The sequence below is a fragment of the Shewanella sp. N2AIL genome (assembly GCF_022690845.1).
Taxonomy (GTDB): domain Bacteria; phylum Pseudomonadota; class Gammaproteobacteria; order Enterobacterales; family Shewanellaceae; genus Shewanella; species Shewanella baltica.
In genome coordinates, this window is record NZ_JALBYT010000025.1 from 39,927 (window position 1) to 59,382 (window position 19,456).

Here is a 19,456-nt window from a genome sequence, read left to right on the forward strand (position 1 = left end):
GGTTATTTGCTGTCTTGTAAGCTAAAATGTTTGCAAATTCTGAGTCTTCCTGCGAAGTTAGACCCTGTTGATTCGCCTACAATCTCCGTTTTAAGGATGCCCTGTTATGGATACAAATAAATTACTCTTAGTCATTATTGCGATTCTATTGCCTCCTGTTGCCGTATTTTTGAAGGCAGGAGCGGGTAAAGATCTGCTGATAAACATAGTGTTGTGTTTACTGTTCTGGTTCCCCGGTTTATTACATGCTCTCTGGGTCGTGACCAAGGCATAAATTGCTTTCTTCCACACAATAAAAAAGCGCAATTTAATTGCGCTTTTTTATGCTTCAAAATGAGCCTTTCACTTAGAAAGGCAAGGTGTAGCCTATTGTCGCAGTACGTCCCATGCCTTTGAAATAACGATCATTTGTACCCATGGTTTGTGAGTAATAATTGAAATAATCCTTATTAAACAGGTTTTGCAGACCTAAGCTCAGGGTGCCAGTGTAAAGCGGCATAGAGAAGGAAGCATCGACTGTGGTATAGCCATCAAACTCAGCGTACTTGTTGCCCGCGGCATTTTTAAAGTCGCGGTCCATGTAGTAGTTGGCTTGAACGCGGGTCGACATGTCATTATCGAAGTTATGGGTCCAGAACAGGTTGATACGGTTGGGCGAAATATTTGCGCCATCGAGATCGGTATCGACTTTATTATCACCATTTGAATCGTATTCGCCCTGTTGAATGGCGATGTTCATGCCAAGATCATCATTGCTGGTGAGGTAGGCGGTAACATTGGCTTCGATACCCTCGATGACACTTTTTTCCCGCTTCACGTCGTAGAAACCATCGCCATTTAAGGCTAAACGTGAGCCAAAATCAGTGGCCGAACGATAATACGCAAACTTAGCGCTTAAGTATTTACCTTGATAATCGGCACCAACTTCGACGTTATCTGTGACGATCGGCGTGAGCGCCAATGAGTCATCTATGCTGGGATTGTCGCCTGGGAAGCTTTTACCATCACGCAGAATACGGCCGATATCTGGCATACCAAAACCTTGGTTATAGCTGGTATAAACGCGAATGTCTGGGGTGATTTTGTAGGAGATACCGACGTTGAATAAGGTTTCATCGAAGGTGGCCGAACCGCCTGCAATTTGCTTGTTGCCCGCACCCCATAGGGTTTTGTAGTCATCGACACTTAATTCGGCATGTTCGTAACGAACACCGGTCGATAAGGTTAGATTTTCAATTAAATCATAATCTAACTGCAAGTATGGCGCGACGTTGTCATAGGTGCTTTCCGGAACCCACGAAAAACCCGTTTTCACTAAATCTTGCTCTGTGGTATCGCGGAAAAGGTCGACACCGTAGGCCGCATCAATCCCTGAACCCGCAATATCTTTAGCAATCAATGAGCTTTTTAACCCCCATTTAACTGAAGCATTACGCGATTGCTCGTAGTACAAGCTTTCGCCTTTACTGCCGACACCGCACTGGATCACTTGGTCGCTACCTTCGAAGGATGGATCGTAGAAACTGTCGAAACAGCCGCCACCATAAACCGCTTTAAAATCTTGATTAAAGAGTTGCAGGTTAAGTTGTTGGCCACCAATGTTGGCGTGGGTATAAGTCAAACTGGTGGTGGTCACTTGATTGTTGGCCGCTTCCCATGGCTGGGTTTCTTTAACTGCGCCCGTGGGCACGCCATTGGGTTTGTCGCCTGCAACTGGCATCCAATCGCCATTATTGTCTGCGGTGTAATGGTTAACCATTAACTCAAGGCGCGACTCGTCGAAGTTGTGGCCAAGCTTAATGAAGAAGTCTTTGCTTTGGCTGTCCATCGACTCGCCTTGAGTCGTGTCCACACCAACGACGTTATGGTTGGCATCGTAATAGACGCCATTATTGCGATAGCTAACCGAGCCTATCATGTCGATAAATTCTGACTCGCCAGAAAACGCATAGCTGGCACCAAAGCTTAAGCCGTTGGATTTCATCGAATCAGGAACTGTCACATCGAAACTTGCAACCTGTTCGCTGTCGCCCGTCGGTTTTTTAGTTATGTAATTGATGATGCCGCCTTGGGCACCAAGACCGTGCATTGCATTGGCACCGTGAATGATTTCGATACGCTCAATCATGGCTGGATCTATGGTTTGACCCGAGCGACCCCCACTGCGAAGTGGGTTTGATTGCGGTACGCCGTCGATCATGATCAGCGGCGGACGACCACGCAGGGTTTCGCCTGTGTTACTCATCTTCTGGCGGCTTGGCGAAAAGCTTGGGGCCAAGTTACCGATAATGGTCGATAAATCTTTAGTGGTGCGGAACTGTTCTTCTAACTGGGCGCGGTCGATGATAGTGACGGTGTTGGGGATTGAGCTGGGGGATTTATCCATCCGACTCGCGGTGACAGTGATTTTTTCTATGTCTTTATTTTTGTTGTTTGAACTGCTGTCGGGGGCATCTTGAGCCGCTGCGGATTGGCTTAGCGCTGTAAATACGGCTAAAGCAACAAACGAGGTTTTGAATGTCATATAACTTCCTGCTAAGGGCGAATGAGTTTGCTACACCGGCTCCTTTGGCATAAGTCCATATTCCATTAAACGGCATTACAAATGATAACGATTTTTATTCTTTCGCGATTTTAGGGGAGGAATAACGGCTTGTCTAGTCGTGTCATACAGGAAATTGCGCGATTTTGCGGCAGTATTGATAAATTGCGACACAGCACTCGGTATCAAGATTTAACCCCAAGGGTTACCTAGTGCGAGTTCATGTTGTTAAGGCTGTGCCTTATTTAGCGTTTGGCATGGCTTTCGCGATCTGATGGTTTGGTCGCAGGCTTGATGACTTGGGGATTACTAACTGAGCTAACATGAGTCGCGGGTTGGGCGATCTGACTTAGTGCTTTCGATTGTCTGGCGTGCAGGTGGAAGGCTATAATCGCGCCCCTTTATTCCGTATCCGCATTGGTGCCTTGATGAACCGCAAAAAGAAGATAAACCAAACCTTGAAGAGCAAGGCGAAAAAGGCCAATGCCAAACTGCAATCGAGCAATAAACCTAAATACATTGCGAAGGCGGATAGGGAAGCATTAGCTGCAGAGGCCAATAGCGAGTCGCATGCTGTGGATACTGCGGCAGTTAATTCTGTGACTCTTGATAGCGAGTCTGCAGAATCATAAGTCTCCGTTCATTTCTTCGTATAATGTGACGGCCATGCTGGCATTCAGTGAGTTTGCCTACATGGCGAGTTGCTGAACCCTCATTTGTAGTTGATATTGTCGTGAAGCCGCTATGTTACTCATCACCTAAGTCTTAGTGTGTTTCTAAGTAGCTGATGGGATTTTGATAAAAGGCCTTTTTATATCCTTGGGTTGAAGTATCTATCAGCCAAGGTTTAGGCAATAAGCTCAAAATGGAATAATGCAAATGTGGCGGTTTACCTTGAGCATTACCCGTATCGCCGACAGTACCCAGCGTTTCACCTTGGTGGGCAATTAATCCCGTGGCTGATTCAATTTGTGCTAAATGGGCAAAGTAATGAATTTGCCATTTAGGACCTAGACCAACGACCACATTGCCTCCTTTAAAGAAGTCGCCTCGATAGAAGATCAGCATAGGCGTTGGCGCAATCACGGCGGTGTTTTTGGCGGCGAAAATATCTATCCCCTTATGTACGCCCGATGGCCCCCAAGGTTCATACCAAAAGGTTTGGCTGTTCCAATCTTTACTGCTGGCGCCTTTTACCGGGATCACCGGTGACTCAGGGATCAGATAACCACCAAGTAGCAGTAACGCGAGTGCTAATCCAACATATGTTAACTTCATTTTTTATCCTGCATTAAGCCTTAGTGCTTTTCTCAAGCTCTAATGAAAATCACTGAATTCCTGCCAATTTACGGGGTACTGCAAGCGCTCAGATGCTGAAAGTGACAGCCAATAGGGGCGCCAAAAATAGTTGCACCAAAAATCGATATTCCCTTGAAGACTGCAGAGTGTATCGGGATCGACATCGGGAAAGCTTTCCCAAGGGTGAGGTAAAGTCGATTTGAACGCAATCAGTTGTTCTAATAGTGCTTTGTCGTTGCTGATTAAACTGACGCAGATCCCCGCAAAATCGGCATATTGGTGGAGCTGCAAACTGGTTGCTTGGCTCGGATGGATTATCAGACCATTAAAGCTGGCGGCATGTTCGGGCAATACCGCAAAACCTGCATTGCTGATTAACCTATCTAAGGTTTGCTTGCCTTCTAAGGTCAGTAAGCCGTGAACTTGATAGGCATAAATATCGGCCTGTACTATTGGTGTCACTAGCGGATAGGCTTGGTTTGTCGGCAAGTCGATGTCGGGCATTTGCGCGGGATGAAAAATGGCGGCTAAGTCAGCTTGTCGCTCTAGTGTGCTGTTGCCATGAAAGGCGCGATGAAGATACTTCTTAAGCCAAGTGAGCAAAGACATTGGCGTGACCCTTCAGGAGAATGTTAATTGATCATGGCGTTCTAAAGATTCAAATCACCAATCTACTTCTTGTACCCGCGATTTTACTCATCCGTATACGGCCAGCTTGAAGGATTAATACCGTTAATTCAGTTGGATATTTAAAATGACAAGGTAAGTGATTTTATGCCTGTAACTAAGCTGTCGTCTAGGGTTTAGCGTTAGCTGGAAGAAGCTTAATACTTAAGTTGTGAGCTTTTGATCGCCGACAAATGGGAATCTGTCGAATGGTAAACCGCAGTGGCTCTCTTCTGTTGGAGAGCCACTGATTCAACGTTTTTAAGCGTACTGATAAAGGTTTAGATACACGTGCTGATAAGAGTTCAGCTTAGAATTTATCTGAACTCATACGCGCCGGAATGATTTCAAACTCGGTTCTGTCTTTGGGTAAATAGGCTTTCCACCAAGCGTGATTCAAAGCTGGGCTATGGGCTAATTCACTCAGGTTGATCCCTTGACCAAATTCCGGCGTAAGCAGCGGCACGTCATAGGCCTTGGCGGCTACGGCTATGCGTTCCAATGGCTCGTACCAACTATGTAGCGCGAGATCGAAGCTGCTGTTATGTATCGGAATTAAGTGTCGTCCCCGCAGATCTAAATGCGCCCGCAGTGATTGCTCTGGCTGCATGTGGATATCTGCCCACATCTCATCGTAGGCACCTGTTTCGATTAAGGTTAAATCGAAAGGCCCAAGTCTGTCGCCAATCTTTTTAAAGCCGTCGAAGTAACCGGAATCACCGCTGAAAAACAGTTTTAGTTCAGGGGACTGAATAACCCAAGATGCCCACAGGGTTTGGTTTTTGTCCGTGATACCACGGCCTGAAAAGTGCTGTGCCGGCGTCGCGGTAAACCTCAGACCCGCATGTTGGGTTTCTTGCCACCAATCGAGCGCGATTATCTTGCTGGCAGGCACGCCCCACGCGAGTAAATGTTTATCTACGCCCAGTGGCACGATAAATTTTTGCGTGCGCTCTGCGAGGGCTAAAATGCTGTGTTTATCTAAATGATCATAATGATCGTGGGACAAAATAATCCCTGCGAGCACTGGAATATTATCGAGTTCGATCGGCAACTCGTGGAATCGTTTTGGCCCAAACATTTGGCTTGGCGAGGCGCGTTTCGAAAACACAGGATCGGTTAACCAATATTGACCGTTGAGTTGTAACAGCACTGTTGAATGGCTGATTTTATACAGCATAGGTGTCGCATCGACCGTTGGGTTTAGCTGCATTTTTTGGATCGGTAATGGCTGGTTTGGGCTCTTATCTGGAATACTTTCAGTCATGTAACGCCATAAAATAGAAAGTAAATTACCTTCACCACCGTGGGTATTGGGAGCTTCATTGCTGAATTTGTCACCCTCAACATGGGCCGAAGTCTTAGTGTTTGCGCCAGTATTTGTTTGAGTGGCCATGATAAAGCTCCCGAGTCGTAGTAAGGTCAAGACAATCTTAAATCGCGTTTACAACATTAAAAAAGTAAACTACACAGTGTAGTTTACATATGGCGGTGTAAAAGTAAACTGGATAGTGTAAAATGTCGACAAATGATTTTTATGACGTAGGAAAACATGGCAGACAAACCCATTAAATTGACAAACTCTCAGCAGAAACGTGTGGCGATTCTGCGTGCCTCGCGGGAAGAGTTTATGGTCAATGGCTTTGCGGGTGCCAGTATGGACAGGATCGCCCAGCGGGCTAATGTTTCTAAACGTACTGTGTATAACCATTTTCCGAGCAAGGAAGTGCTGTTTGATACCACAACCACAGAGTTGTGGGCGCGGACGAAAGAAGCGGCGACCTTAGTTTACAATCCGGCGCAGAGTCTTGAAGATCAGTTGCAGCAAATTGCGCATCGATGCTGGGCTTTGTATCAGCAGCCTGAGTTTCTCGATGTGGCGCGGGTGGTGATGGCAGAGTTTATTCGCTCGCCTGTCCAAGCGACTGAAGCGATGGAGAAGCTTGCGAAGCAAGAAGGTGGACTCGAAGCTTGGCTTGCGGGAGCGGTAGAACACAAGGCGCTGAATATCGAAGATATTGCAATGGCGTCGACTCAGTTTTGGGGCATGTTTAAGGCGTTTGCATTCTGGCCTAAGCTGTTCCATATGCAAAATAATGATGAGCACCAGCAAGCGATTATCGACGCCAATATCAAGATGTTTTTGGCCATGTATCGCGCTTAAACTTAGCGTTCCATGCTATTCAACATAAAGGCCGCATCTGCGGCCTTTGTTATTTATGTCATACAGACTAGAGCAAGGCTGTCGCCAGTAGATAACCGACGGTTGATGCGGTACCCACGCCGATAAAACCTGGAATAATAAAGCTGTGGTTAATAATGAACTTACCTATTTTAGTTGTACCTGAACGGTCAAAGCCGATACAGGCCAGATCGCTTGGATAGGTAGGCAGTACAAAATACCCGTAGCTTGCAGGGAGGAAAGCGATCAAGAGTTTTGGATCGACTCCTAATGCGAGACCCATAGGCGCAATGGCAGTCAGCGCCGCCGCTTGGCTATTAACAAGCTTAGAGATGAGGAACAGCACTAAGGCATAGGTCCAAGGCTGGCTTTGCACCACGTGGGATAGGTTTTCCTTAAGCACATCCATATGGCTGATGAAGAAAGTATCACTCATCCACGCCACCCCAAATACTGAGAAAATCGCCACCATGCCCGCTTTAAAGACCGGGCCATTAGAGATGTTTGTCGGCTTGACTTTGCAGGTCATTAGGATAAATGCCCCCGCAATTAACATCATCATCTGGATGACTAAGTTCATCGATAATAAGGTCGTTTTCCCTTTAACTTCAAAGGCAGGGCGCAGTTCACTAAAGGAACCTAACAGCACCACAGCTGCAATAGCCGCAAAGAAAATCCCCGTTGCCCAGTAAGCTTCCTTAGGAAAACGTTGGTTTAGCAGGGTTTCGCTCTTGTCATAGATAAAAGCTCTTTGGACAGGATCTTGAATCCGTTCTTGGAACTCTTCGTCTTTATCTAAATCTTTACCGCGACGTAGACTCCAAAGTGCGGCGGCCATCACACCGCAAAGCGATGCAGGTACGGATACCATTAAAATTTCGAGCAGATTGTAGGCGCGGCCTACACCTTGTTGCGATGCGAGAATCGACACCATAGACACAACCGCTACCGACACGGGCGAAGCACAAATTGCCATTTGCGAGGCGACGGATGCCACAGCCATTGGGCGTTCTGGGCGAATATTTTTCTTCAGCGCGATATCGGAAATAATCGGAAACATGGTGTAAACCACATGGCCTGTACCGCAAAGGAAGGTCAGCGTCCAAGTGGTCAGCGGCGCCAGAATGGTGATGTATTGTGGATGGCGGCGCAGTAGGCGCTCGGCAAACTGCATCATCACATCCAAACCGCCTGCGGTTTGTAATACGGCCGCACAGCCGATCACCGCAAGAATCGTTAGCATAACTTGTACTGGTGGTTGTCCCGGCGCTAAACCAAAGACAAATATCAGTAAAAACAAACCTATGCCGCTGATGAGGCCGAGTCCCATACCGCCGTAGCGGGTACCTAGTAGTAGGCAACTAAGCACTACTATAAATTCCATTAAAATCATCCGATTTACCTCTGCGGAATCTACCGCTTAGCGATTTGTTGAGTGATGAGTATTTTCAGGGACATTTTGCGGAGGAAAAGCGTTTGAAAAATTGCGCTGGCGCATGGTGTAAATAAAAAATGGCATGAGATTTTTCGGAAATTTGACCTAGCGCTAGAAACACGTGGCGATAAGTTGCATTCTGGTTAACGAGTTTTATGGATTGAGCTAAGACTTTGAGCTCGCTCCGTTTACAAGAACGATAACAATACTCAAGGATAAGCCCGTGAAACCAGCCACCTTTAATACCGAAGCCTTCGATGATTGGATCCGCAGTCGCTTTGTCGAACTCAACTCAGAGCTCGAACAGCTTTACTACCAACAAGCGGATCGGGCCAATGTGCTTGATATCGGCGCAGAAGCTAAGTTGGCGCTGGAGAGTGAAGGGCGAGAGTTGATTAAGGCCTTGCTCGATGAGGGCAATACCGACGAAGGGTTCGACAGTGCTTTTGATTTACTCGGCAATGTGGGCCTGTATATGGCGGCCTGTCGACGCCATGAGATTACCGAGCCTTCGCGGGAAACCACATCGCCATTAGCCGAAGCCTCCGCGCTTGCCATGCACATCGGCGCTTCAATAGGCGTCACGCCGCGCTTTGCTACCGCACATTTAACTACGCACAATCGTGCCCACAATGGCATTTATAAGCGCTTTACCGATCTTCCCGCTGAAAAGTTGTTTGTGGATTACAACACTAAAGGCATTTTGGCCTATAAACGCGCCGCCGATGCGCTATTGAAGATCCAGCCTTTGGGTATTTCCCATCCCATCAGTCACGATTTACTGCGAGTCGCTAAACAGGCATTGCAGGATGTGATTGAGTCGAATACTCAATTATTCAATCGATTAGATACGGATCGTTTCTTTTACTGTGTTCGCCCTTACTACAAACCTTATCGGGTGGGCTCGGTCATTTATCGCGGTGCCAACGCCGGGGATTTTGCGGGGATTAATGTGATCGATTTAACACTAGGTCTTTGTTTCGCCAATGAAGCTTCCTACTCGCAAATGCTGGTGGACAAGTTTTTGTACATGATGCCAGAGGATCAGCAGATATTACGTGAGTGCATGCGTCGACCGAATTTGATGGATGATTTCCTGCAGGCAAAAGACAGTGCGAACCAAACTTGGTATCAAGAAAATTTGCGACTCTTTATCGAAGTCTGCGAATTACATGGCGAGACTGCGATTCAGCACCATAATGAGTTAGTGACTAAATATATTGCCGAGCCTTCGACAAGTATGGAGCAGCAGCATTTAGCTAAGGTTACCGCCAGTGGTCCGCCACTGCATGTGCTACTCGGTTCATTGGAGCGACTCAGAGATAGGCGCGCCGCCGCTCAGCGCAGCGACATTCGGACGCGTTATTATGAGATTAAAAAATTAAAAGAGAGTTTGAGATAACACTATGTTTGAAGACTTTAAAAAGGACTTTTACCTCGCGGGTCCAGGATATCTATTGAACCATTCCGTCGGTCGACCGTTAAAATCGGCCGAACAGGTCTTCAAAGAAGCCTTTTTTGCGCCTTGGCAGGAATCGGGGCGTGAGCCTTGGGGTCAGTGGCTGAGTGTGATTGATGATTTTACCTTTGCTTTATCCAAACTGTTTAACGGCCACCAAAAGGACTTTTGCCCTCAGGTAAATCTTTCCAGTGCACTGACTAAAATCGTTATGTCACTCGACCGATTAAATCGCGAACACGCCGTTGTGTTAATGAGTGAGATTGATTTCCCCAGCATGGGTTTCGCCCTTAAAAAAGCGCTGCCAGCTAGCTGCGAAGTGCGTTTTATTCCTAAGGGACTCGATGTCACTGACCCTAATGTGTGGGACGCGCATATCAGTCGCGATGTGGATCTGGTGTTTGTCAGCCATGCTTACTCGAATACGGGGCAGCAGGCGCCATTAGCCAATATTTTCACCATAGCCCGTGAGCGAGGCTGTTTGAGCTTAGTGGATGTGGCACAATCGGCAGGGATTATTCCGCTGGATCTCGCGCGCCTACAACCTGATTTTTTAATCGGGTCGAGTGTGAAATGGCTCTGCGGCGGCCCTGGTGCCGCCTATCTTTGGGTTAATCCTGCCATATTGGAGAGTTGCCAGCCCAAGGATGTGGGGTGGTTTAGCCACGAGAATCCGTTCGAGTTCGATATCCATGATTTTCGTTACCAGCATTCCGCAATGCGCTTCTGGGGTGGAACGCCTTCAATCGCCCCCTATGCCATTGCCGCCCACAGCATTCATTACCTTGCAGGTCTAGGCATCCCCTTGCTGCGTAAATGTAATCAGCAGTTAATTGATGCCGTGGCGCAAGAGCTCGAATATGAGTTTGTGTCGCCACGGGATGTTGAAAAGCGCAGCGGTACGCTGATTTTGCAGTTTGGTGAGCAACAACATCAAATCATGACGGCATTAGCGAACGCGAATATCAGCGTCGATGCTCGCAGCATGGGGATCCGTATTTCGCCGCATATCTACAACAATATGGCCGATATCAAGCTGTTACTGGATGTGATAAAAGCTAATCGCTAACTTAAATGATTTAAAATGGCTTACTAGGCTAGGTTGTACTACGTAACTGCAACTAACAAGGCATAACTAACAAGACACAACACTCAGGGAGGCAAACCGCGACATGGTCGTTCCCGTATGTCGGCGCTAATTCACCGCCACACAGGCAACTTGAGGTTATTTATTGGGTGCGATCATGCTTAAATCTTGTAGTCATAGCGGCAGACCATAGGCCGCGGGGTGTGGAGCTTGGGATCGCTGGGCGTGATCGCTAAATCTGCAGGTAGCATAACAGTATCGATGATCAACGCACTGCTCATATCAACAAGTGTCAGCGGGATGGTAAAGAGCAGCAAGGGCGGGGCCGCCAACGCGGAGATAATCATACACTCCTCGCCATTATCAACAGCCGTTTGCACACTTGAGAAAGAATGACCCCAAGTTGAATCTTCTCCCATCCTCGACGTTATCGTTGCACATCCCGTGAGAGAACAGCACACGACCAACCAAGTCAACCAACGCATAATCACTCCATTGTTTATATGTGAAAAACTGCATTGCTTCGGTATGATCTACTCACTTGATCAACTGAGATCGTTAGTGATGTGGAACCAGACCAGGTTTCATTTGATGCCAACCTGTTCTGTTTCAACAGCTTGGCATTCTAACTATATGATTATATCTGTCAATTATTCATCAACAGAAACGAGATACAACCAAGCTCAATAACCTAGTTGTTAACGGCGACTCTTGTTTTGGATAAGTATTAATCATGGAGGTTTGTATGCCGTGCCTTCGCAGAACCCTGATGAGTTTTGAACATACTCTTTAAAATCAGTCTCCACTTCCCTCACTGGCCATCTAGCTACTTTTATTACCTTCCTTAAAACTGTTTCAGTAAATATTCGCTTGAGGGTAGGCCGAGAGCATATTATGTTGCTGATTTAAAATGGATGACTGGATTTACGCTTGGCGATGCCCACGCTACAAGTAGAGTCTACCGAGAGGTAACAGGATGAACAATAAAGCAGCGCCGCAGCAGTTGGCGTCGACAGAGCAAGACACACAACCGTTGAACGACAGCCGGTATGAAGATTTGCCACACAGTGAGTTCCTGCAATTCCCTAAAGAGGAGCAAGACCGGCTCAATAAGCTACGTCAGCAGCGGGTGCGTGAGGCACCCACCCTTTATGAGTGGGATATTAAGGTAGCGACCGTGTATGGCATAGGGTGGCTCGTTGTCATTATTCCCTGCGGGATAATGGTGCTGATTGGCTTGGTGGCGCACTGGTATGAGTCTGACCAATGGTATGGTTTTTTTTTCATGGCATTGATTTTTGCGCCATTTATCCGCTACCTCTGGTTGGCCGACAAACAGTACCATTATCGGCTCACCACCGAGGGTTTAGTTACTACCTATCATGACGCGATTCCGGATGCAGCCTACGCGGTAGTGCGGGGGCTGGCTTGGTTTGGAGTGGTGGTTTGTATTGTCGGGGTGGCTTTTTTAGGCCCAGCAGCGCTGATTGGTGCAGGCGGAATGGCTCTGGGGGCATTTTTCTTTACTGGTTTTAAAAATGTAGAGACTACTTACGAGAGACCTGTAAAAAATGGGCATCGTCATTTGATTAAGGTAACGCGGAATCGTCCATTTATTGCCTGCCAATCGGATGTACTAACAATGGGCTTACGTGCAAGTATTCGTCTTCATTGCCCATTGGATAAGATGCACACTATCTTGTCATTACTGATGACGCAGTTACCTGATTCTGAAATCCGTGTATTTAAAAATGAGCGCGTGTTAGATGGCGTACCATTTGCGTCATTTGAGTCAGGCGAACCAGCCCAACTATCAGATTTTTCCCCTGAGAATACCCAGCCCAGTTAACATTTTTTCTCGCGCCGATTATTGGCGCGAGATTCGATGTTCATCAGTGGCTGCTTTGCCACCAAGATGCTAACAGGCCTTATAGCGGCAAGATCGTCAAGGGCGAGAAGACATTAAGTACGAGCTGTGTGGGTAGGTTAACGATGACCGTGCAGTCCGTAGGCACAGCAAAGGAATAGCTATATGAATAAGAGAGCAGCGCCGCAGCAGTTGGCGTCGACAGAGCAAGAGACAAAACTGTTGGACGACAGTCGGTATGAAGACCTGCCGCGCAGTGAGTTCCTGCAATTACCCCAAGAGGAGCAAAGCCGGCTCAATAAGCTACGTCAGCAGCGGGTGCGTGAGGCGCCCACGCTTTATGAGTGGGATATTCGGGTGGCGACTGTCTATGGTCTATTTTGGTTAACCTTCCTGATCCCGTGTGGTTGCTTAGCACTTATAGGGTGCTATTTGCTATCTGGCGATACTAGCTTGGGTATCGGGTTAATCATCATGGCTTTAATTATGTGCTTATCTGCTCGTTACCTCTGGTTTGCAGACAAACAGTACCACTATCGGCTCACCACCGAGGGGTTAGTTACTACCTATCATGACGCTATTCCGGATGTCGCCTACGCGGTAGTGCGGGGGCTGGCTTGGTTTGGGGTGGTGGTTTGTATTGTCGGAGTGGCTTTTTTAGGCCCAGCAGCGCTGATTGGTGCAGGCGGAATGGCTCTGGGGGCATTTTTCTTCACCGGTTTTAAAAATGTAGAAACAACTTATGAGAGCCCTATAAAAAATGGGCATCGCCATTTGATTAAGGTAACGCGGAATCGTCCATTTATTGCCTGCCAATCGGATGTACGAACAATGGGCTTACGCGCAAGTATTCGTCTTCATTGCCCATTGGATAAGATGCACATTATCTTGTCATTACAGATGACGCAGTTACCTGATTCTGAAATCCGTGTATTTAAAAATGAGCGGGTGTTAGATGGCGTACCATTCGCGTCATTTGAGTCAGGCGAACCTGCTCAACTGTCAGATTTTTCCCCTGACAATAACCTGCCTAGTTGAATAAAGCGTGGACACTTAACAATAATGGCGCGGTAGTTAACTTCCTACTATATAGGTGGTTTTTCTGCTGCATCCTCGTTTAGTTTAGATTTTTTTTAACCATTTATCTCTATTGTTGCTGTTGCCGCGGTGTCTGGCGTGCCTTCTCTGAATGATAAAAGAGTGGTTGGCGATGATGCCTATTTAGAGAACAACGCGATGATTGAATCAGAATAAAAGTTGTATATACCTTCAAAATACAAAAAGCCCCGATAGCGTTGCTATCGAGGCTTTTATATCAATTACATAAAGCGAGCTGGTTGTATAGCGCTAGCCATTACAGGCTGTAGTACATTTCAAACTCAAGTGGGTGAGTTGTACGTGCTACGCGCTCAGCTTCTGCTGTTTTCAGTACGATATAAGATTGGATGAAATCTTCACTGAACACGCCGCCTTTAGTCAGGAACTCATGATCAGCTTGCAGGTTTTCAAGGGCGTTTTCTAATGACGTTGCCACTTGTGGGATTTCAGCCGCTTCTTCTGGAGGCAGATCGTACAGATCTTTGTCCATCGCTTCACCTGGGTGGATCTTGTTTTGGATACCGTCAAGACCGGCCATCAGCAGCGCTGCGAAACCTAAGTATGGGTTTGCATGTGGATCTGGGAAACGCGCTTCGATACGACGGCCTTTAGGGCTTGGTACCACTGGAATACGGATTGATGCAGAGCGGTTACGGGCAGAGTAGGCCAACATAACAGGTGCTTCAAAGTGTGGCACTAAACGTTTGTAAGAGTTAGTGCTTGGGTTAGTGAAAGCGTTCAGCGCGCGAGCGTGCTTGATGATACCACCTATGTAGTACAGAGCCGTTTCACTTAAACCCGCGTATTTGTCGCCAGCGAACAAGTTAACACCGTCTTTCGCCAGAGATTGGTGAACGTGCATGCCGCTACCGTTGTCGCCAACGATGGGTTTAGGCATGAAAGTCGCCGTCTTACCGTAAGCGTGTGCCATGTTGTGCACTACGTACTTCAGAATTTGGATTTCATCCGCTTTTTTAGTTAACGTGTTGAAGCGAGTTGCGATTTCGTTTTGACCCGCAGTCGCCACTTCGTGGTGATGCGCTTCAACCACTTGACCCATTTCTTCAAGCACTAAACACATAGCGCTACGTAGGTCTTGTGATGAGTCAACCGGTGCAACTGGGAAGTAACCGCCTTTAGTGAATGGACGGTGACCTGTGTTGCCGCCTTCGTAGCTAGTGCCTGAGTTCCAAGCCGCTTCTTTAGCGTCGATCTTAACGAAACAACCTGACATGTCAGTACCGAAACGGACATCATCAAATAGGAAGAATTCTGGTTCTGGGCCAATCAAAACAGTATCAGCGATACCAGTAGAGATTAGGTAAGCTTCTGCTTTTTTAGCAATTGAACGTGGATCACGGTCATAACCCGTCATAGTACCTGGTTCAAGAATGTCACAACGGATCAGTGCTGTGGTTTCTTCGGTGAAAGGATCCAGTACGAATGTCGTTGGATCTGGCATCAGTACCATGTCTGATTCGTTAATGCCCTTCCAACCTGCGATAGAAGAACCGTCAAACATTTTGCCGTCTTCGAAGAAATCAGCATCTACCTGATGAGAAGGAATAGATACGTGCTGCTCTTTACCTTTAGTGTCGGTAAAACGTAAATCAACGAACTTAACTTCTAATTCTTCAAGTTGCTTTAAAACTGATTCAACTGACATTCTCAAGCCTCCGGTAGGGTAAAGGGATGCCCCTTCTATAATCTTTTAACTCAAGTTATTTATCTTGAGCCAAACTTACGAGCGATAAAGCGATATCCATGCCAATAATTTAACTAGCTGATTAACATGGTTTAAAATCTTTGTTGCACTTAATTGGATTCGTGTTTGCACCACTATGGTGCTTTTGGCTGTGGCATTTTGGTGCATCAATCCATTTTGGTGCGCACTGAATTGATTCATGCAAACCTAGGCTGGGATCCAAAGTAATAACATGCACTGCTTATGTGGCAGTGAGATGGCAGTGACGCCTTGGCTCACATTAGTCCCATAAGGACAGCAGCACTGAATCTAGCACATCTTTTCAGCACAGAACTGGACTATTTCTCTGGGCTGTTTCGCCGCCGCAAAATTGTCATAAAACCACGCTAGTCTGTCCAACTATGCCACGCATTCTCAATCCAATAGTGGTTTATTATCATATTATTAGGAAAGAGTTCGTTCTCATGTGCGAAATGTCTTTGCTGTTCACAGACCAAGTGAATCAATGATGCGTAATAAAGGTATAGCGTGACAATGAAGTGAGTCTTAAAGACATTCAGTTTTCGCGGTCATAAACGCCAATATGAATGCTCAGTTAAATGTACGCTAGAATTTATTGCTGTTTCTCGGCGAGATGATTTCATCGCGGTGACATCAATTTTAATTGATGTTTAAATCAGCAGAAATTGTTTGCGTCTAGAGTATGAAAAATAGCAAATTCAGCTGCTTAACTCGGATTTTCCCTACTAATATGGCAATTGAACAGTGCTTTAACTGTGGCGGTAGAGGATTTCACTCAATGGAATATTGGCAGGAATTACCCAAGGATCGGCGGATTGTTTTATAAGTGTTCAAAAATAATCCTGTGCGCCAAGGCCGCTCTGGAGTAGAATGGCACGCTTTTTATTGTGGCGGATCGAGCTAGATCGCCATAACGAATTACTGAAATATCCCTATTTTTGTTTGATGGTAAGAGGTTTATCCGTGCTAGAGAATTTACGTAACATCGCCATTATTGCACACGTTGACCATGGCAAAACGACCCTGGTAGACAAGTTGCTGTCACAGTCAGGCACCCTTGCAACCCGAGGAGAAGCCACTGAGCGGGTGATGGACTCCAACGATCTTGAAAAGGAACGTGGGATCACGATTCTGGCAAAGAATACTGCCATCAAGTGGAACGACTACCGTATTAACATCGTTGATACCCCAGGCCACGCCGATTTCGGTGGTGAGGTTGAGCGTGTTCTGTCTATGGTTGACTCAGTATTATTGCTGGTTGATGCTGTTGACGGTCCAATGCCACAAACTCGCTTCGTAACGAAGAAAGCGTTTGCTCAAGGCTTAAAGCCAATCGTTGTTATCAACAAGATTGACCGTCCAGGTGCACGCCCAGATTGGGTTATCGACCAAGTATTCGACCTGTTCGACAACTTAGGCGCAACCGACGAGCAGTTAGATTTCCCAATCGTTTACGCTTCTGCGTTAAACGGTTTTGCAACTTTAGATCCGGATGTAGCGAGCGATGATATGACGCCGCTGTTCCAAACTATCGTTGAAAAAGTATCTTTCCCAGATGCTGACGCCGAAGGTTCGTTCCAGATGCAAATTTCGCAAATCGACTACAACTCATACGTGGGTGTTATCGGTATCGGCCGCATCAAGCGTGGTAGCGTTAAAACTAACCAACAAGTGACCATTATTGGCGCTGATGGCAAAACTCGTAACGGTAAAATGGGCCAAGTATTAGGTTACATGGGTCTAGACCGTACTGAAGTTGAAATTGCTAACGCGGGCGACATCGTTGCTATCACAGGTTTAGGCGAGCTGAAAATTTCTGACACTATCTGTGCCGTTGGCGCAGTAGAAGCAATGCCTGCTTTGACTGTTGATGAACCCACTCTGACCATGACTTTCCAAGTTAACACTTCACCTTTTGCTGGTAAAGAAGGTAAGTATGTGACTTCACGTAACATTCTGGAACGTCTGCAAACAGAATTAGTCCACAACGTGGCACTGCGTGTTGAAGAAACAGAAAGTCCAGATCGCTTCCGCGTATCTGGTCGTGGTGAATTGCATTTATCAATCCTGATTGAAAACATGCGTCGTGAAGGTTACGAGTTAGCCGTATCACGTCCAGAAGTAATTCTGAAAACCATCGACGGTGAACTGTGTGAACCATATGAGACGTTGACTGTTGACGTTGAAGAAGAAGATCAAGGCACAGTGATCGAGAAGTTAGGTACCCGTAAAGCTGAAATGAAAGACATGCAGCTTGATGGTAAAGGTCGTGTACGTATCGACTTCATCATCCCAAGCCGTGGTTTAATCGGTTTCCAAACTGAATTCTTAACTGCGACTTCTGGTACTGGTCTAATCTACCACTCGTTCGACCATTACGGTCCACACAAAGGTGGCGATATCGGTCAACGCGCTAACGGCGTATTGATCTCTAACGCTACTGGTAAGGCTCTGACCTTCGCACTGTTTGGTCTACAGGATCGCGGTCGTCTCTTTATCGGCCATGCCGCTGAAGTATACGAAGGCCAAGTAGTTGGTATCCACGCTCGCTCAAACGATCTGACAGTTAACTGTCTGAAAGGTAAGCAGCTGACCAACATGCGTGCTTCTGGTACTGACGAAGCTCAAGTACTGACTACGCCAATCACCATGACACTTGAGCAAGCGCTTGAGTTCATCGATGATGACGAATTAGTTGAAGTAACGCCTAAGAACATTCGTGTTCGTAAGAGACACTTGACTGAAAACGATCGTAAGCGCTTTAACCGCGCTTAATGATCGTCTGACTCGCCATTAAGGTGGGTCAATCGGTTTAAAAAGCCCTGCATAGGAAACTATGTGGGGCTTTTTGTTGGGAGTTATTTGGTCATGGGCATATCGATACTTTGCGCTATGGAGCTGATGTGAAGTTTTATTCGTTACATCGCTAAAAGCTTAGTGCTTGCAGCATATATTCTCTGAAGCACTGCGGGCTCTGCTCAACGTTGTAACTCTGTTGTTCTGTGATGAGAAGATAGAGTATGCCGGTGATTAGTTAAAAATGCTGAATCTTAAGATCCTGTATTACTCCTCATTCATCACCCGTATGCAATTGCGGCCTGCTGATTTTGCACGGTAAAGCGCGGCATCGGCCTGGCGAACTAACTCTAAAGGGCTTTGTTGGTTTGAGGGTTGCAGATAAGCGACTCCTGCGCTGGCGGTCACAATACCAAGGTCGGTATTCGCATGTGGAATGGCAATGGCTTGGATTAACTGATGAATATGCTGCGCTGTGTCGAGTGCCGTTTGTTTGTCGATATTGGGCAACAGAATGACAAATTCCTCACCACCGTAGCGAGCCACGAGTTCGCCGGCCCTGCGGCCCGATTGGGATAAAGTACTGGCCAGTTGTTTAAGGCAATCATCGCCGGCGAGGTGGCCATAGTGATCGTTAAATTGTTTGAAGTGGTCAATATCGAGCATGATGAGGGCCAGTGATGAGTTGCTCCTTTGTCCTCGGCTCCACTCCGTTTGTAACATCATGTCAAATAGGCGGCGGTTGCCGATATTGGTTAAACCATCGGTATTGCTGAGTATTTCGAGTTGCCTATTAGCTTCTGCCAGCTCACAGGTTCGTGCCTTGATCATGGATTCAAGTTCGACATTACGCTCTTCTAATCGCTCTATCGGGTAAATCTCTCCCTTGTGGGCTAAGCCGTAGGGGATGGATATGCCACTGTGGGCAATCATCCAGTCTTTGTGTTCTAGACGAAATATCAACACTAGCCGTGCTGTCTCGCGGGAAAGCATGGGATTAGGGATAGGTAAGTGGATATGAAAAAAGGCAGTCACAACCACGAGGTTATCGGCAAGATCTTGTAAGGAGAGAGCTAACATTTCGATATGGATCCGCTCAGGCACTTGTGCAAAGTCCTGCCGAGTGATCCGCACCCATTCTTCCCTGTCGGTGACAAGCTGGTCACTACTGCCAGCATAGCCGCTAAAGTTCTCACTAAAGCGGTGGGTTAGCCTGTCATCACGGGAGGAATACATCTCAATATATTCGTCAAATAACGAACGGATCAGTTGCTGTCGGTTGGGTCGCATAGGCTAGCT

16 protein-coding genes are annotated in these 19,456 nt (G+C 46.8%); 8 read left to right on the forward strand and 8 right to left on the reverse strand.

All coding sequences use genetic code 11. The features are described from left to right. Positions 1 to 106 precede the first annotated feature (106 nt). On the forward strand, positions 107 to 274 hold the full coding sequence (locus MO387_RS14805; protein ID WP_006079767.1) for a YqaE/Pmp3 family membrane protein: 168 nt from the start codon (positions 107 to 109) through the stop codon (positions 272 to 274). Between the two features lie 72 nt (positions 275 to 346). Here MO387_RS14805 and MO387_RS14810 read toward each other — a convergent pair whose 3' ends face one another. Continuing rightward, positions 347 to 2,524 carry a TonB-dependent receptor gene (locus MO387_RS14810; protein ID WP_107949662.1) on the reverse strand — a complete coding sequence of 726 codons (2,178 nt, stop codon included), beginning with the start codon at positions 2,522 to 2,524 and terminating at the stop codon, positions 347 to 349. A gap of 380 nt (positions 2,525 to 2,904) precedes the next feature. Here MO387_RS14810 and MO387_RS14815 point away from each other — a divergent pair, with 380 nt between their 5' ends. After that, on the forward strand, positions 2,905 to 3,174 hold the full coding sequence (locus tag MO387_RS14815; protein ID WP_325050860.1) for a DUF2986 domain-containing protein: 270 nt from the start codon (positions 2,905 to 2,907) through the stop codon (positions 3,172 to 3,174). 133 nt (positions 3,175 to 3,307) lie between these two features. Here the strand turns inward: MO387_RS14815 and MO387_RS14820 are convergent, their stop codons facing one another. The 3 genes from MO387_RS14820 to MO387_RS14830 form a co-directional block, all read right to left on the reverse strand. Further along, positions 3,308 to 3,820 carry a M23 family metallopeptidase gene (locus MO387_RS14820; RefSeq protein WP_107949659.1) on the reverse strand — a complete coding sequence of 171 codons (513 nt, stop codon included), beginning with the start codon at positions 3,818 to 3,820 and terminating at the stop codon, positions 3,308 to 3,310. 39 nt (positions 3,821 to 3,859) lie between these two features. Then, a complete protein-coding gene (locus tag MO387_RS14825; RefSeq protein WP_107949657.1) occupies positions 3,860 to 4,450 on the reverse strand; it encodes a hypothetical protein in 591 nt (196 codons plus the stop codon). A gap of 367 nt (positions 4,451 to 4,817) precedes the next feature. Then, positions 4,818 to 5,903 carry an MBL fold metallo-hydrolase gene (locus MO387_RS14830; protein ID WP_107949655.1) on the reverse strand — a complete coding sequence of 362 codons (1,086 nt, stop codon included), beginning with the start codon at positions 5,901 to 5,903 and terminating at the stop codon, positions 4,818 to 4,820. A 156-nt stretch (positions 5,904 to 6,059) separates the two neighbouring features. Between MO387_RS14830 and MO387_RS14835 the strand changes: the two genes are divergently transcribed. Continuing rightward, entirely contained in the window at positions 6,060 to 6,671 is a 612-nt protein-coding gene (locus tag MO387_RS14835; RefSeq protein ID WP_107949653.1) for a TetR/AcrR family transcriptional regulator, read from the forward strand. A gap of 67 nt (positions 6,672 to 6,738) precedes the next feature. Here MO387_RS14835 and MO387_RS14840 read toward each other — a convergent pair whose 3' ends face one another. Next, entirely contained in the window at positions 6,739 to 8,082 is a 1,344-nt protein-coding gene (locus tag MO387_RS14840) for an anaerobic C4-dicarboxylate transporter (RefSeq protein ID WP_006086569.1), read from the reverse strand. Between the two features lie 265 nt (positions 8,083 to 8,347). Between MO387_RS14840 and MO387_RS14845 the strand changes: the two genes are divergently transcribed. Both MO387_RS14845 and MO387_RS14850 read left to right on the forward strand, forming a co-directional pair. Then, positions 8,348 to 9,526 carry a monodechloroaminopyrrolnitrin synthase PrnB family protein gene (locus tag MO387_RS14845; RefSeq protein WP_107949651.1) on the forward strand — a complete coding sequence of 393 codons (1,179 nt, stop codon included), beginning with the start codon at positions 8,348 to 8,350 and terminating at the stop codon, positions 9,524 to 9,526. 4 nt (positions 9,527 to 9,530) lie between these two features. Continuing rightward, positions 9,531 to 10,652: an aminotransferase class V-fold PLP-dependent enzyme gene (locus MO387_RS14850; protein WP_107949649.1), complete on the forward strand. Its 1,122-nt coding sequence runs from the start codon at positions 9,531 to 9,533 to the stop codon at positions 10,650 to 10,652. 179 nt (positions 10,653 to 10,831) lie between these two features. Here MO387_RS14850 and MO387_RS14855 read toward each other — a convergent pair whose 3' ends face one another. Beyond that, positions 10,832 to 11,155: a YceK/YidQ family lipoprotein gene (locus MO387_RS14855; RefSeq protein WP_105251113.1), complete on the reverse strand. Its 324-nt coding sequence runs from the start codon at positions 11,153 to 11,155 to the stop codon at positions 10,832 to 10,834. A gap of 491 nt (positions 11,156 to 11,646) precedes the next feature. On the opposite strand from MO387_RS14855, the gene MO387_RS14860 reads away from it, so the two are divergent. Together MO387_RS14860 and MO387_RS14865 are read left to right on the forward strand one after the other, a co-directional pair. Then, complete coding sequence (locus MO387_RS14860; RefSeq protein WP_107949647.1) at positions 11,647 to 12,519, forward strand: hypothetical protein; 873 nt, start codon at positions 11,647 to 11,649, stop codon at positions 12,517 to 12,519. A 183-nt stretch (positions 12,520 to 12,702) separates the two neighbouring features. Further along, positions 12,703 to 13,575 (forward strand): hypothetical protein, encoded by an 873-nt coding sequence (locus MO387_RS14865; protein ID WP_107949645.1) that lies wholly within the window; start codon positions 12,703 to 12,705, stop codon positions 13,573 to 13,575. Between the two features lie 316 nt (positions 13,576 to 13,891). Here the strand turns inward: MO387_RS14865 and glnA are convergent, their stop codons facing one another. Further along, entirely contained in the window at positions 13,892 to 15,301 is a 1,410-nt protein-coding gene (gene glnA / locus MO387_RS14870) for a glutamate--ammonia ligase (protein WP_006079778.1), read from the reverse strand. Between the two features lie 1,023 nt (positions 15,302 to 16,324). Between glnA and typA the strand changes: the two genes are divergently transcribed. Next, complete coding sequence (gene typA, locus MO387_RS14875) at positions 16,325 to 18,136, forward strand: translational GTPase TypA (RefSeq protein WP_012196535.1); 1,812 nt, start codon at positions 16,325 to 16,327, stop codon at positions 18,134 to 18,136. A gap of 288 nt (positions 18,137 to 18,424) precedes the next feature. On the opposite strand, the gene MO387_RS14880 is transcribed toward typA, so the two are convergent. Further along, positions 18,425 to 19,447: a diguanylate cyclase gene (locus tag MO387_RS14880; RefSeq protein WP_107949642.1), complete on the reverse strand. Its 1,023-nt coding sequence runs from the start codon at positions 19,445 to 19,447 to the stop codon at positions 18,425 to 18,427. Between the last annotated feature and the right edge of the window lie 9 nt (positions 19,448 to 19,456).